The sequence below is a fragment of the Anoxybacillus ayderensis genome, assembly GCF_013761015.1.
Taxonomy (GTDB): domain Bacteria; phylum Bacillota; class Bacilli; order Bacillales; family Anoxybacillaceae; genus Anoxybacillus; species Anoxybacillus ayderensis.
This window is the reverse complement of record NZ_JACDUV010000003.1, coordinates 195,606-209,785: the sequence shown is the minus strand read 5'-3', so window position 1 is coordinate 209,785 and position 14,180 is coordinate 195,606. Positions and strand designations below refer to the sequence as shown.

The following is a 14,180-nucleotide window of genomic DNA, read 5'->3' as shown; positions in this document are numbered from 1 at the left end:
CATAAAATTTTTTGTAAAAAAAGAGCTGATTTGCACATTGGCAAAACAGCTCCTTATCATTTATGCATTGTTTTTTAAAATTTCAGATTTAAATATTTGTTCGTACACCGGCCACTTTAACACTCGTTTTAAATATTCTTTAAATGAATACACCTTCTTTGGACTTTTTCTAGCATGCACTTGTGCAATAAACGTTTGCAACCTTACTTTTACCATAAATTGATAAGGGTTATCGTCCTCCAATACCGGAATTTCGATAATTTTTACTTTTTGCCCATCTACGTTTTTAAACTCTAGGCTTTTGAATAACAAAATATCAATCCTCTTTTTTGACCGATTTACTTATATTATACACGATTTTTATGTTGAAGTATGTCACATTTCGTCATCGATTTATAAAAAATTTTTGTCAAATGAGCAAATGGAACAAACTGCTATCTTTATTCACTTCCATAAACGGAAAACCTTTTTTCTTCATTCGTTCGATGAGCGGACCGTAATCTTCACGACATTTTAATTCAATGCCAACGAGAGCGGGGCCACTTTCTTTATTATTTTTTTTCGTATATTCAAAGAGTGTAATGTCGTCTGTCGGTCCTAATACTTCATCGAGAAATTCACGCAAAGCGCCAGCACGTTGCGGAAAATTCACAATAAAATAATGTTGAAGTCCTTCATAAATCATAGAACGCTCTTTAATTTCTTGCATGCGCCCAATATCGTTGTTTCCTCCGCTAATAATACAAACAACGGTCTTGCCACGAATATGTTCTTTATATAAATCAAGCGCAGCAACCGGCAACGCTCCAGCAGGCTCGACTACAATCGCGTTTTCGTTATAAAGTTGCAAAATCGTTGTACATGCTTTTCCTTCAGGAACAACGACAATATCATCGACCATTTCTTTTGCTAATGCAAATGTTTTTTCCCCCACACGTTTCACTGCCGCCCCATCTACAAATGGATCAATTTCACTTAAAGTGACGACTTCTTCTGCTTCAAACGATTTTTTCATAGAAGGGGCTCCTTCAGGTTCGACGCCAACTAATTTCGTTGCTGGTGAAATACTTTTGATATACGTTCCGACACCAGAAATAAGCCCCCCGCCGCCAATGCTTGCAAACACATAATCAATCGCTTCTTCACAATCATTTAAAATTTCAACACCAACTGTTCCTTGCCCAGCAATCACAGCTTCATCATCGAATGGGTGGATAAATGTTCGCTGCTCTTGCTTTGCGCAAATAAGTGCTTGTTCATAGGAATCATCAAATGTATCGCCAACTAAAATAATGTCGACAAACTCTCGACCAAAAAACTGTACTTGTGATACTTTTTGTCTCGGAGTTGTAGATGGCATATAAATTTTCCCATGCACACCGAGCGCTCGACATGAATAAGCTACACCTTGAGCGTGATTGCCTGCACTTGCGCAAACAATTCCATTTTTCTTTTCTTCTTCACTTAAGCTTTTCATTCGATAATATGCGCCACGAATTTTAAACGAGCGAACGACTTGTAAATCTTCCCGTTTAAAATATACGTGACAATCATACCGTTCTGAAAGCAATTCATTTTTTTGCAAAGGGGTATGATACACGACATCTTTTAACGTTTGATAAGCAATTAAAATATCTTCTACATATACGCCATGTTTTCGTTTTACTTGTTGTTCCATTTTCTCGTTTCCTTTCTATTTATAATTTCGTTGTCAAAATTATGTTATTCTAAAATATATCATATTTTCGAATAAAGAAAAGTAAATTTTCTAAAAATTATTCAAAAAGATGAAGCTCGCCAATTAGCGAGCTGTTCGTTCATATATACAAAATGTGTGTGGATAACGATTTTTTTCGTCTTGCACACCTTGTCGAGCGGTACGAAGCACCCATTGCTTTTCATCAATTGGTGGAAAAAATGTGTCTCCTGTAAACGTTTCGTCAATATGTGTAACGTACAATTGATCAGCTAGCGGCATCGCTTGTTCAAACACTTGTGCCCCCCCGATAACAAACAAATGACCATGTTGCTGTTCTATTTGTTCGATGTCATCAATTGAATGAATCACTTGAACATTCGGATCCGCTGAAAACGTGCTGTCCCGTGTAAGTACGATGTTTATTCTTCCAGGAAGCGGGCGGCCGATCGATTCAAATGTTTTTCGCCCCATGACAATCGGATGACCCATAGTTACATGTTTAAAATAAGCTAAATCCGACGGTAAATGCCAAGGTAATGTATTGTTCCAACCAATGACTCGATTTCGATCCATCGCAACAATGATAGAAATCACTTGACTCACTTCCCTTACACAGACACGTCCGCTTTAATGTGCGGATGCGGATGATAATCAACAATTTCAAAATCTTCAAAGCGATACTCAAAAATAGAAGCTGGTTTGCGTTTAATGACTAATTTCGGAAGTGGGCGCGGTTCTCTCGTTAATTGCAACTTCGCTTGTTCGATATGATTCATATATAAATGAACATCACCACCAGTAAAAATAAGTTCTTTCGGTTGTAGATCGCATTGTTGAGCAACCATATGCGTAAGTAGTGCATAGCTTGCGATATTGAACGGAAGACCTAAAAACGTATCAACCGAACGCTGTTGCCACATGCACGATAACGTCCCATTTTCCACGTAAAACTGAAAAGCATAATGGCAAGGAGGCAACTTCATATTGTCTAATTCCGCAACATTCCATGCGCTTACTAAAAGACGGCGCGAATTTGGATTGTGCTTTATTTGTTCAATCACTTCGCTAATTTGATCAATCGTTCGGCCGTCTGCTCCCCTCCATGAACGCCATTGAGCTCCATACACCGGTCCTAAATCTCCATTTTCATCTGCCCATTCGTCCCAAATTGTTACACCATTTTCTTTTAAATAACGAATATTCGTATCCCCGCTTAAAAACCAAAGTAATTCATGAATAATCGAACGAATATGTAATTTTTTTGTTGTAAGTAAAGGAAATCCTTCGCGTAAATCAAAACGCAATTGACGTCCAAATACAGAAATGGTCCCTGTTCCCGTACGGTCATCTTTATACACACCGTTTTGTAAAATATCTTCAAGTAATTGTAAATATTGCTTCATGACACCCTCACCCTTTTTTATGTACTGTCATTTATTATGACATAAACGATAAAAGTAGGAAAGACAAAAACCGTAGGATTTTCCCCTACGGTTTAACAAATACGAGGCAACATTAATCCTGTTAATCGATATAATCTTCGTGTTGTGCCAAGCGGTGTTCGCAACAATAATTGACCTTTATTTGTTGCTCGAACAGTTCCGATGACAGCGGCATCTTTTCCTTCAGGTTGAGAACGCAGGGCATCAAGAACAGCCTGTTCATCTTCTTTTGGAACGATCATGACCACTTTTCCCTCATTGGCCAAATAGAGCGGATCAAAACCGAGCAATTCACATGCTCCTTCCACTTCTTGTTTTACAGGGATACGTTCTTCCTCCAATTCAATCGTTACCCCAAAATCCTCACAAATTTCTACAAGGGCAGTCGCTAATCCCCCGCGGGTTGGATCGCGCATCAGGCGAATGCGTTGACTTGCTTGTAACGCTTTGGCAATGAGCGGATACAATGTTGCACAGTCGCTCTCAACCGTTGATACAAGACCTAATTCCCCTCGGGCCACTAATATAGCTACTCCATGATCACCAACTGAACCGCTGACAATGACCGAGTCGCCTTCACACATTTTAGGCTCAAGCGGATGGGAAATGACTCCGATCCCTGTTGTATTAATATATAATCCATCCGCACTACCACGTTCAACAACTTTTGTATCGCCCGCAACAATCGCCACATTCGCTTTTTTTGCTTCTTCAGCCATCGATTGCACGATCGTTTTTAAATCACCAATTGGAAACCCTTCTTCGATAATAAAACTACAAGTCATGACTTTCGGGATCGCTCCAACGACCGCTAAATCATTTATTGTTCCAGCTACCGCTAACTTTCCAATGTTTCCACCTGGAAAGAAAAGAGGTTTAACGACAAAACTATCCGTTGTCATTGCTAGCTCATGCAGGTCTAACGTAAACGTAGCCGCATCGAATTTTGCATGACGATCGTTATGAAACATAGAAACAAAAATATCCGCAATGAGCTGATGAGCTAACTGTCCTCCGTCTCCGTGGGCGAGCGTTATTCGCTCCATTTGTTACTCCTCCCTCATATATTGATAATACGCTGCACAACTACCTTCTGATGACACCATACAAGGTCCAATCGGATGAAGCGGTGTACATGCTTTCCCAAACAATACACATTGTGGTGGATCGATAAGCCCACGAATGACTTCTCCACACCGACACTTTGTTCGACGCGGTTCGCGCGTTAAAACAGAAAACTTCACCTTTGCGTTAAACCGATCATACTCTTTCTTAAAATCCATTCCACTTTGTGAAATCACCCCGATACCGCGCCACGCCTCATCGCATAATGTAAAATAATGGTTCATCCAATATTTCGCTTGTACATTTCCTTGTTCATTCACTACACTTTTATAATCGTTTAATACAATAGCGTGCTGTTTGAGTGCCAATATTAATAAATGACGAATAGCACTTAACATATCTAATGCTTCAAATCCACTAATTACCGCAGGCATATTGTATTCTGTTGCTAAAAATTCAAAATGCGCTCTTCCCATCACCATGGATACATGCCCAGGCAGTAAAAAACCGTCTAGTGACACTTCTCCATCGTGAAGTAATTGCCGCAAAATTGGCTCCACTAGCTTTGTCGACATCCACATCGAAAAATTGTGCACTTGTTTTTCTTCTGCTTCTTTTACTGCTGCTGCTAAAATCGGAATGGTTGTCTCAAACCCTATCCCTAAAAAAATAACTTCTTGATACGGATGCTGTTCAGCAATACGAACCGCATCAACCGGGGAGTAGACGACACGCACATCTTTTCCTTCTGTCTTCGCTTGCATCAACGTTCCATAAGATCCAGGCACCCGCATCATGTCGCCAAATGTGCAAATGATTCGATCTGCACCATCTGTCAAAGAAATCATTGCATCAATTGTTACTTGATCGGTGACGCAAACAGGACAACCAGGACCAGAAATGAGACGAACGTATCCTTCGAGCGCTTTTTTTACTCCCATACGAGCAAGTGCCATCGTATGTGAACCGCACACTTCCATAAACGAAGGCATTCGTCCAAACGTTTGTTGAAACTGATTTGCTAACGTCTGTACTTCTTTTAACAACGTTCGACTGAGCGCTGAACGAGTTGGGCTATCCATCACGTCTAGCATCGACTAGCTTCCTCCATTCTTCCAAACTTTCTTTTGCATACTGTTCATCAATAATCGACATCGCCTGTCCAGCATGCACAATGACATAGTCGCCAATTTTGACTTCAGGAACAAAAATAATTCCAACATCCATTTGCGATCCCATAACATCTACTCGTGCGGAAAAACCTTCAATATGTAACACTTTTGCCGGTACTCCTACACACATACACGATCCCTCCTATGTGCTGCGATGATTAACTGTCCAAGAGCTAGTCCTCCATCATTGCACGGTACTTTTTGATGCGTGTAAACACACAATCCAAGCTTACTGAGTTCTTGACGAAGACGTTTAACGATATAACGATTATGCATACTCCCTCCTGATAATACGATATTTCGTTCGTACGTTGGATATTGTTGTAAAGCTAAACGAACCAATTCAACAGACGCTTGCACGACTGTTTCATGGAAACGACCAGCAATGATATTTACTTGTTCATGAGCTTCAACATCTTCCCATATCGCTTGCCACATCTTTGCCAAATCAATTTCCCATTCATCCTGTTTTTTCATATGAAACGGATAAGCTTCATATATTTTTGTATCATCAATGAATTCAGAAAGTCGAACAGCCGCCTCTCCATCGTACGTACTATGCGTGCAAACGTACAAAAAGGCACTAACGGCGTCAAATAGCCTCCCGCACGTACCTGCTAAAGGAGAGTGTATCCCTTTTTCGACCATTTGTTTTAATACACGTACCTCTTGTGCTTTTTCGGTAAATCGCTTCTCCGCCAGAGCATATCCTTGTTCACCAAAATAATGTCCGAGCATGCCGACTGCTGTACGCCAAGGCTCTTTGATGCAACGCTCTCCACCTGGAAGCGGAGTATACGTTAAATGCCCGAGCCGTTTATATTGTGAAGCATCTCCGTACAGTAGCTCAAACCCCCATATATGTCCGTCCTCCCCGTATCCTGTTCCATCTAAAATAAGGCCAAAACAAGGGGAATATATGTGATTTTCCTCCATGCACGAAACCATATGTGCATGATGGTGTTGGACAGCTACAATATCGGTATGCCATTGTTTTGCGATGTTCCACGTTTCATAGTTTGGATGCAAATCAACAGCAATTGTTTTTGGTGTCACTCCCATCCAAGTGCGTAAATGTTCGTATTCCCTTTGGAAATGCTCAACGACTTCTACATGCTCTAGGTCACCAATATGAGGTCCTAAAAAAATTTGATGATGTCTCCCAAACGCGAATGCATTTTTTTGTTGCCCACCAAGTGCTACAGTTTCATGAACGTCATACTTCGTCTCTAATGGATCGGGAACAAAGCCACGCGCTCGTCGAATAAAATGAATCTTGCCACTCTCTATTTGAACAACAGAATCATCAATAGGGTGAACAATCGGACGATTATGTACAAGAAAGTAATCAGCAATGCCTTGTAAATCACGTAAAGCTTGTTCATCTTCGTATATCATGGGCACCCCTGAACGATTCGCACTTGTCATCACGACAACAGGCAATCGGTCATCAAGCAATAAATGATGAAGTGGGGTGTACGGTAACATCACTCCAACTGTTTGTAACCCCGGAGCAACCGATGAAGCAATCATCGTGTTTTTTCTTTGTTTCACAACAACGATGGGAGCTTCCGGCGAAGTTAACAACCGTTTTTCTTCCACAGTTACATGACAGAATTGTTCTACAATATCAAGGGAGGCTGCCATGATAGCTAGCGGACGATGAGGCCGTTGTTTTCTTATTCGTAATTGTCGAACAGCCATTTCATTTGTCGCATCACAAGCTAAGTGATATCCACCTAATCCTTTCACCGCAACAATCGCCCCAGCACGAATATATTCCTTCGCTTGTTCAATGGCATCTCCTTGCAACGCTTGCCCATCTGGCATCAATAATGCAACAGATGGACCGCATGCTGGACAAGCAATAGGCTGAGCGTGATGACGGCGGTTCATAGGATCTTTGTACTCTTGTTCACATCGTTCACACATTTGGAACGACCGCATCGATGTAAACGGACGATCGTACGGTAACTGTTCAATGATTGTATAACGAGGGCCACATTGTGTGCAATTAATAAACGGATAGCGATACCGATGATCATTTGGATCATACATTTCTCGTAAACAATCTTCACAAACAGCCGTATCAATTGGAATTACGAGCGAAGAACTTCCTGTTCGTTCGCTCGGAATGATAGAAAAATCTTTAAAAGCACGCCATTGTGATAAAGTTACAACCATCTCATCGATGCGAGATAGCCGCGGTGCCTCCATCGGTAAAGAGTAAATAAACTGGTCAACTGCATATGCATCGCCTTCGATATGAATAAAAACCCCATCCATATTATTTTGGACTGTTCCTTTTACTTGATATCGCTGGGCAAGTGCGAAAATAAAAGGACGGAAGCCAACTCCTTGCACTCGTCCTTTCACTGTGATATTGACTGCTTTTTGCATCGGGCAACCCCTTCTCGAATCCAATGTAACCATTCATCCATTCCTTCACCCGTTTTTGCTGACAACGGCAGCAACTTAGACTGTGGATGAATACATGATAAATCTTCTTTCGCTTGTTCGACATCAAAATCAAGATACGGTAGTAAATCAATTTTATTTAGTAAAACAAGCTCTGTTCTCATAAACATCGTCGGATATTTTGGGATTTTGTCATTCCCTTCTGGTACGCTTAACACAGCTACTTTATGTTGCTGTCCTAAATCGTAACCGGATGGACAAACAAGATTTCCTACATTTTCAATAAATAAAATATCAAGATGTCGAAAATCAAATTGCGGTAAAACAGCCGCAATCATGCGAGCATCTAAATGGCACCCTCCATGCGTATTAATTTGTACGGCTTGCGCACCAAGGGCACGAATGCGATCTGCATCTTTTTCTGTTGCTAAATCCCCTTCAATGACACCGATACGAAACTCATTTGCTAACGCCTCAATCGTCTTCTCTAAAATGGTTGTCTTCCCTGCGCCCGGCGAGCTCATTATATTAATGACAAGCGTATTCGTTTCCTCAAATAATTGACGGTTAAACGCAGCTGCACGGTTATTGTTTGTTAACACATCAACTTCCAATGTAATTTTCATGCGTCAAACTCCCTTCATATGCCAATATACGAAATGTTTCTCCTGCTACAATGTTTCCACTCGGAAGTAAACATGCTGGACATTGAGCAATTTTTGTCACGGGCTCATATTGGCTTCCACAAATTGCGCAAACTGCTTTCGCTTTCTCTATATGAATGATCAATTCAGCATCCATTGTTAAACAGTTATTTGCTTGCATTTTATACACATCAAACGCAAATTGTAATGCATCCGGAAGCACATTGCTTAACGTGCCAACAAGCAATTCTACTTTTTTTATATATTTTATCTTTTTCATTTGAGCATCTTGCTCGATTAACTGAACGATTTCTCCCATTAACGCCATCTCATGCATAAGAATCCCTTTCTATTTGCACATACCACTCATCTCCTTCTCGTTTTGTAGGAAGAAGTGGCATATGCAACGTTCCTTTTTGTGAAAATACATGCCATTCACGATCACAATACAAGCAAATAAAACGATGATCTTGCTGAATATAATGCGGCATGACTTGACAATGTGAACAAATAGCTTTTCTTACATATAACGTCCCTTCATGTTTGTAAACAACGAGCGGGATGCGATCAACAGTTTTGATTTCAACATCACATATATCATCGCACGGGCCAATAGCATGCCACGTGCGATGATTAGAAAATAATTTCTTCACTTTTTCCACCTCGTCTTCTAATAATGGGGCGGAAGCTTCTTTCATTGTTTCAATTAAACTATCACGCATCATTTTTAAAAATTGCAGGCGATTCATGGCGTACGACACCACTTCTCTACTTGGTGAACAACTCGCTCAACAACGTGTGGAAGTTGTGCTTGGACAATTGGCGATAACTCTAATCCGAGACATAAAGATGCAGGTTGAACACCAAATAAAACCATTTGTTTTGGACATGTTTGACGTATTTTTGCGGCTGACAACACTTCCTGAAAACCGAGTTGATGAATGGACATTTTAATTCCGAAATATGCTGGAATTTCATCATCGATTAACGTAACAATTGTTCCTGCTTCTTTCCCTGCATTGACAGCATCGACAATTGCCAAATACTCCGTCTCTTCAATTGTCCCAAGTAAACGCATCCCATCAGTTGAGCCTTCAATCACTTCTACGTCGTCATATTTCGCCAATTTTTCTTCTAATAAAGGCAAAATATGAATGCCTACTCCTTCATCGGAATATAGTAAGTTTCCTATTCCGAGAACAGTTATTTTTTTATTTTTCATCCTGTTCACCTAATGCTTCTTTTTTTCTTTCTAGTTTATAGCCAGTAAAAATGGATGACATCGTTCCATTTCGTTGTAAATAGTCTTCGCGAAATGCCATATATACGTGTACAACAGTAAAAATGATAAACCCCCATGCTACAAGATGATGCCACGAACGAACAGAATAGCTATCGCCACCAAATAAATGGGCAACCCACATAAACATTTTTCCATAAATTGATTCTGGTTGTGGTTCAAATAATAAATAGTAACCTGTAAGCATCATAATGATCGAACCAAGACCAATAAAAATCCAATAACTTAATTGGGCGAGTGGATTATGTCCAATGTAATGTTTTTTATTGTTTTTCATAAATAAGTAATATTTTATTGTTTCAAACGCTTCCTTCCAAAAAGAAAGGCGAAACGGATTCGATGTCGCATGCTCATTTCCTTTGTACACCCAATACCAACGGACAGCTAAATTAATAGTAAAAAGAAAAGCAACGAAAAAGTGGATATAGCGCGCCCACCCCATTAAAAAGGAATAATATGCCTCTTCTTGAATAGATGCGGACACAAACGGGCGACCGATAAACACGCCCGTAATCATTAACACTAGAATAGAAAAAGCATTAATCCAGTGAAAAATACGAACAGGTAGCTCCCATACGTACACTTTCACCATGTGATCGTTTAATTCAATATGTTTTGCTTTTCGTGACCGCTTCCAAATGACTTCCGTCCGTTTTTGTTCAATTTTTGGATTTGTCGGGATCGACATACACTCCCCTCCTACCCAATACGAATATGAGTCGTTTGTTTCGATTCAAGATCTGTTAAGTGAACCGCACATGCTAAACATGGATCGAACGAATGGACGATGCGCAAAATCTCTAACGGCTTTTCTTTATCAAGCAATGGCGTTCCTTTTAAAGATGCTTCATACGCACCAATTTGTCCTTTATGATCACGCGGTGAAGCATTCCACGTCGTCGGAACAACCGCTTGATAGTTTTTCGTTTTTCCATCTTCAATTTCAATCCAATGACCTAGCGCTCCACGTGGCGCTTCCATCCATCCGACTCCTTTCGCTTTTTTCGGCCATGTACTTGGCTCCCATTTTGTTCGATCAAATGTAATTTGGTTTCCATTGCGAATATTCGCCAATAATGCGTCCATATCGTCACGCATCCATTTTGCAACAAGAATGGACTCAAGTCCGCGCGCTACTGTGCGACCAAGTGCTGAACGCATCGCTTCAAGCGGCCAATTCAATTTTTTCAACGTGTCATCTATTAATCCGACAAACTCATCTTTCTTTAAAGCATAGCCAACGAGCATGCGTGCAAGTGGCCCTGTTTCCATCGGATGCTCTTTCCATCTTGGGGATTTTAACCAGCTATATTTTTCATCTGTATTTAATGTTTTAAACGGTGGCTTTGGTCCTGTATAACGAAGTGACGTCTCACCCTCCCACGGATGCTTACCAATGCCCCCTTCTTTTCCGTCATACGTATACCACGAGTGATCGATAAACTCTTTTACTTGTTCTGGATCTTTCGGATCGACATCGAGCACTTCATTGAAGTTTCCATTTAAAATAACACCACGTGGGAAACGGTATAAGTGAACGTCTCGAATATCGCCTGTTGAAAAATCTCCATAACATAAATAGTTGTTTAAACCACCACCATATGTCCAATCTTTATAAAATGAGCCGATCGCCAATAAGTCTGGGATGTAAACATTATTTACAAACTCTACTGCCTGATCGATAATTTGCGAAACATGCATCAAACGTTCGGCATGAATGGCATTATCGCTATCAATATCAATTGGCGTAGCCATCCCACCGACGACATAGTGAGGATGTGGGTTTTTTCCTCCAAAAATCGTATGAATTTTCACAATTTCTTTTTGCCAATCAAGCGCTTCTAAATAATGAGCAACAGCAAGTAAATTCACTTCAGGTGGTAACTTATATGCTTTATGCCCCCAATAGCCGTTTGCAAAAATGCCGAGTTGTCCACTATCCACAACTTTTTGTACTTTCATTTGAATGTCTTTAAAATAACCTGGAGACGATTTTGGCCAACTAGAAAGCGACTGAGCAATGCGGCTTGTTTCGTTTGGATCTGCTTTAAGCGCACTTAATACATCAACCCAATCAAATGCATGTAAATGATAAAAGTGAACGACATGGTCATGTAAAAAAACAGCCGCGTTCATAATGTCACGAATCAAATGTGCGTTTCTCGGAATTTTAATATCAAGCGCATCTTCAACGGAACGGATAGAAGCTAAAGCATGAGTTGTTGTACAAACACCGCAAATGCGTTGCACATATGCCCAAACATCCCGTGGATCGCGATCTCGTACAATTAACTCAATGCCACGAACCGCTGTACCTGAACTAAATGCTTCTTGAATGACACCGCTGTCATCAACATCTACTTCAATGCGTAAATGCCCTTCAATTCGTGTTACTGGATCGACAACAATACGTTCTGTCATCTTTATTCACCTCGATCATGATGTTCATCTTTTTTCTTCATTGCTGTTACCGCAGCATGAGCAGCGACACCTGCAGCGGTCACACCAACCGCAATCGCTCCGACCGTTTCTGGATTAATCGTCGTTTGAGATGCAGGAATTTTTGCACGACGAACGAAGAAAGGACCGTTATCCCAAAAACCTTTCTCGGAGCAACCGATACATGGATTGCCGGATTGAATTGGATAACTAACCCCACCGTTCCAGCGCATTTCCGCACAGGAGTTATATGTTGTTGGCCCCTTACAACCTACTTTATATAGGCAATATCCTTGTCTTGCTCCCTCATCATCAAACGATTCCGCAAATAAGCCTGCATCAAAATATGCGCGACGATTACATTTATCGTGAATACGATGACGATAAAATGCTTTTGGTCTGCCAAGATGATCAAGCTCTGGAAGTTTGCCAAACGTAATAATATGCGCAATGACACCTGTCATGACTTCTGCAATTGGCGGACATCCCGGCACTAATACAACAGGTTTATCTTTCACAAAATGCGTAATCGGTTTGGCTTTTGTTGGATTTGGATATGCCGCAGGAATCCCTCCCCACGATGAACAGCTTCCATATGCAATAATCGCTTTTGCTCCTTTAGCAGCACGAAGAAACGTTTCTTTTGCCGATACGCCACCAACGGTTAAAAATGCATCGTCTGTTGGCAAGCTTCCTTCCACTGCAAGTATGTATTCTCCCGGATAATGTTCAAGAACATGTTCCAGTGCAGCTTCAATTTGATGACCCGAAGCAGCAGAAAGCGCTTCCGAATACTCGAGAGAAATCATATTTAACAGCACACTTTCCACTTTTGGATGCGTCGAACGAATAAATGATTCAGAGCACCCTGTACAGTCTTGAAACTGTAACCAAATAACCGGAACACGCTGGTTCTTTTCCATCGCTGCAACCACTTGGTTCGTTTGTGAAAAATCAAGCCCCATTGTCGCAGCAAGTGCTGTACACATTTTTAAAAAATCGCGTCTCGTAAAACCGCGATCAAGCACTTCTTCTAAAATAGTTTTTCTTTTCACATAGCTCCTCCCCTTCACACGATAGCGTTTACATTTAATTATATATTATTATTTCCCTTTATGTTATTTTAATGGTTTAATTGTCACAAAATGTTCTTAAATATATTAACAACATGAAAATAGTTTTTATTATAATAAGTAGATAAATAAAAAAGCGCCTTCTATTCGGAAGACGCTTCTTGCTCCAACTGTTTTTCTTTTCGTTTATACACAAATTTTGAGATTGATATACTTACTTCATATAACAAAAGCAACGGGATCGTTACTAAAAAGTCAGAAATAAAATCTGGTGGTGTAATCGTAACCGCAATAATTACTAATACAAAATACGCGTATTTTCTTACTTTTTGTAACGCGTATGGATTAATAATGCCAATGCTTGTTAGAAACATAACGATAATCGGCAATTCAAACAATATCGCAAACGGAATCGTCATGTTCAAAATAAACCGAAAATACTTTTCTGTTGTAAACATCGTTGCGAACAAATCTTCACCGAGGCTCATTAAAAAATGAAACACCATAGGCAATACAACAAAGTATCCAAAGCATAAGCCGAGTACAAATAGTAAAAACGTAGCTGGAATATATGACAGCGTTACTTTTCGCTCCCGTGGTGTAAGAGCAGGCTTCACGAACATCCATACTTGCCAAACGAATACAGGAATCGTCATTGTAATCGCAAACACGCCAGCTAACATCACATATACCCATAAAATATCGGTCGGACTTAAAATCGTTAGCTTCACATCTAAATCAGCAATAAGCCAACGGTATAAATCTTGCACAAAAATAAATCCTAAAATAAAAAATAAAATAAGTGCCCCAACAACAATAAACACGCGTTTGCGTAATTCTTCTAAATGTTCGACTAACGTCATCTCTTTATCTTCATATCGTTTCTTTTCTTCCACGAGCGTAAACACCAACCTTTTTCCATGTTAAA

16 protein-coding genes are annotated in these 14,180 nt (G+C 40.3%); all 16 read right to left on the bottom strand.

Translation table 11 applies throughout. The features are described from left to right. Positions 1–60: 60 nt before the first annotated feature. The gene (locus HNR63_RS05690; protein WP_021094802.1) at positions 61–312 is read right to left on the bottom strand and encodes a YpmP family protein; all 252 of its coding nucleotides are present in this window, start codon (positions 310–312) and stop codon (positions 61–63) included. Between the two features lie 97 nt (positions 313–409). Continuing rightward, entirely contained in the window at positions 410–1,678 is a 1,269-nt protein-coding gene (gene ilvA / locus HNR63_RS05685) for a threonine ammonia-lyase IlvA (protein WP_021094801.1), read from the bottom strand. Between the two features lie 123 nt (positions 1,679–1,801). After that, a complete protein-coding gene (locus HNR63_RS05680) occupies positions 1,802–2,293 on the bottom strand; it encodes a dihydrofolate reductase (RefSeq protein ID WP_181520095.1) in 492 nt (163 codons plus the stop codon). Between the two features lie 14 nt (positions 2,294–2,307). Then, complete coding sequence (gene thyA, locus HNR63_RS05675; protein ID WP_009361209.1) at positions 2,308–3,102, bottom strand: thymidylate synthase; 795 nt, start codon at positions 3,100–3,102, stop codon at positions 2,308–2,310. A 92-nt stretch (positions 3,103–3,194) separates the two neighbouring features. Continuing rightward, complete coding sequence (hypE, locus tag HNR63_RS05670) at positions 3,195–4,187, bottom strand: hydrogenase expression/formation protein HypE (RefSeq protein ID WP_021094799.1); 993 nt, start codon at positions 4,185–4,187, stop codon at positions 3,195–3,197. 3 nt (positions 4,188–4,190) lie between these two features. Further along, on the bottom strand, positions 4,191–5,300 hold the full coding sequence (gene hypD / locus HNR63_RS05665) for a hydrogenase formation protein HypD (RefSeq protein WP_181520094.1): 1,110 nt from the start codon (positions 5,298–5,300) through the stop codon (positions 4,191–4,193). Then, positions 5,281–5,508: a HypC/HybG/HupF family hydrogenase formation chaperone gene (locus tag HNR63_RS05660; RefSeq protein WP_021094797.1), complete on the bottom strand. Its 228-nt coding sequence runs from the start codon at positions 5,506–5,508 to the stop codon at positions 5,281–5,283. The genes hypD and HNR63_RS05660 overlap by 20 nt, the downstream gene beginning before the upstream one ends. Next, on the bottom strand, positions 5,499–7,778 hold the full coding sequence (hypF, locus tag HNR63_RS05655) for a carbamoyltransferase HypF (protein WP_181520093.1): 2,280 nt from the start codon (positions 7,776–7,778) through the stop codon (positions 5,499–5,501). Before hypF ends, HNR63_RS05660 begins: the two co-directional genes overlap by 10 nt. After that, positions 7,751–8,422 carry a hydrogenase nickel incorporation protein HypB gene (hypB, locus tag HNR63_RS05650; protein ID WP_181520092.1) on the bottom strand — a complete coding sequence of 224 codons (672 nt, stop codon included), beginning with the start codon at positions 8,420–8,422 and terminating at the stop codon, positions 7,751–7,753. The genes hypF and hypB overlap by 28 nt, the downstream gene beginning before the upstream one ends. Continuing rightward, the gene (locus HNR63_RS05645) at positions 8,400–8,777 is read right to left on the bottom strand and encodes a hydrogenase maturation nickel metallochaperone HypA/HybF (RefSeq protein WP_085788935.1); all 378 of its coding nucleotides are present in this window, start codon (positions 8,775–8,777) and stop codon (positions 8,400–8,402) included. The genes hypB and HNR63_RS05645 overlap by 23 nt, the downstream gene beginning before the upstream one ends. After that, positions 8,770–9,189, bottom strand: a complete 420-nt coding sequence (locus HNR63_RS05640) for a Rieske (2Fe-2S) protein (RefSeq protein ID WP_181520091.1) — start codon at positions 9,187–9,189, stop codon at positions 8,770–8,772. The genes HNR63_RS05645 and HNR63_RS05640 overlap by 8 nt, the downstream gene beginning before the upstream one ends. Then, the gene (locus HNR63_RS05635; protein WP_021094792.1) at positions 9,186–9,662 is read right to left on the bottom strand and encodes a HyaD/HybD family hydrogenase maturation endopeptidase; all 477 of its coding nucleotides are present in this window, start codon (positions 9,660–9,662) and stop codon (positions 9,186–9,188) included. Before HNR63_RS05635 ends, HNR63_RS05640 begins: the two co-directional genes overlap by 4 nt. Continuing rightward, positions 9,652–10,428, bottom strand: a complete 777-nt coding sequence (gene cybH / locus HNR63_RS05630) for a Ni/Fe-hydrogenase, b-type cytochrome subunit (protein ID WP_021094791.1) — start codon at positions 10,426–10,428, stop codon at positions 9,652–9,654. The genes HNR63_RS05635 and cybH overlap by 11 nt, the downstream gene beginning before the upstream one ends. Before the next feature lie 11 nt (positions 10,429–10,439). Continuing rightward, complete coding sequence (locus HNR63_RS05625) at positions 10,440–12,161, bottom strand: nickel-dependent hydrogenase large subunit (RefSeq protein WP_181520090.1); 1,722 nt, start codon at positions 12,159–12,161, stop codon at positions 10,440–10,442. Positions 12,162–12,163: 2 nt separating this feature from the next. Then, positions 12,164–13,234: a hydrogenase small subunit gene (locus HNR63_RS05620; RefSeq protein WP_181520089.1), complete on the bottom strand. Its 1,071-nt coding sequence runs from the start codon at positions 13,232–13,234 to the stop codon at positions 12,164–12,166. 161 nt (positions 13,235–13,395) lie between these two features. Further along, positions 13,396–14,115, bottom strand: a complete 720-nt coding sequence (gene tatC, locus HNR63_RS05615) for a twin-arginine translocase subunit TatC (RefSeq protein ID WP_181520218.1) — start codon at positions 14,113–14,115, stop codon at positions 13,396–13,398. Positions 14,116–14,180 lie beyond the last annotated feature (65 nt).

Bases quoted from the DNA above. Each gene is read 5' to 3' on its own strand.
- HNR63_RS05660 (WP_021094797.1), bottom strand. From the start codon at position 5,508: ATGTGTGTAGGAGTACCGGCAAAAGTGTTACATATTGAAGGTTTTTCC.
- HNR63_RS05625 (WP_181520090.1), bottom strand. From the start codon at position 12,161: ATGACAGAACGTATTGTTGTCGATCCAGTAACACGAATTGAAGGGCAT.
- hypF (WP_181520093.1), bottom strand. From the start codon at position 7,778: ATGCAAAAAGCAGTCAATATCACAGTGAAAGGACGAGTGCAAGGAGTT.
- hypD (WP_181520094.1), bottom strand. From the start codon at position 5,300: ATGCTAGACGTGATGGATAGCCCAACTCGTTCAGCGCTCAGTCGAACG.
- tatC (WP_181520218.1), bottom strand. From the start codon at position 14,115: ATGACGTTAGTCGAACATTTAGAAGAATTACGCAAACGCGTGTTTATT.
- ilvA (WP_021094801.1), bottom strand. From the start codon at position 1,678: ATGGAACAACAAGTAAAACGAAAACATGGCGTATATGTAGAAGATATT.
- HNR63_RS05640 (WP_181520091.1), bottom strand. From the start codon at position 9,189: ATGAATCGCCTGCAATTTTTAAAAATGATGCGTGATAGTTTAATTGAA.
- HNR63_RS05635 (WP_021094792.1), bottom strand. From the start codon at position 9,662: ATGAAAAATAAAAAAATAACTGTTCTCGGAATAGGAAACTTACTATAT.
- hypE (WP_021094799.1), bottom strand. From the start codon at position 4,187: ATGGAGCGAATAACGCTCGCCCACGGAGACGGAGGACAGTTAGCTCAT.
- HNR63_RS05645 (WP_085788935.1), bottom strand. From the start codon at position 8,777: ATGCATGAGATGGCGTTAATGGGAGAAATCGTTCAGTTAATCGAGCAA.
- thyA (WP_009361209.1), bottom strand. From the start codon at position 3,102: ATGAAGCAATATTTACAATTACTTGAAGATATTTTACAAAACGGTGTG.
- cybH (WP_021094791.1), bottom strand. From the start codon at position 10,428: ATGTCGATCCCGACAAATCCAAAAATTGAACAAAAACGGACGGAAGTC.
- hypB (WP_181520092.1), bottom strand. From the start codon at position 8,422: ATGAAAATTACATTGGAAGTTGATGTGTTAACAAACAATAACCGTGCA.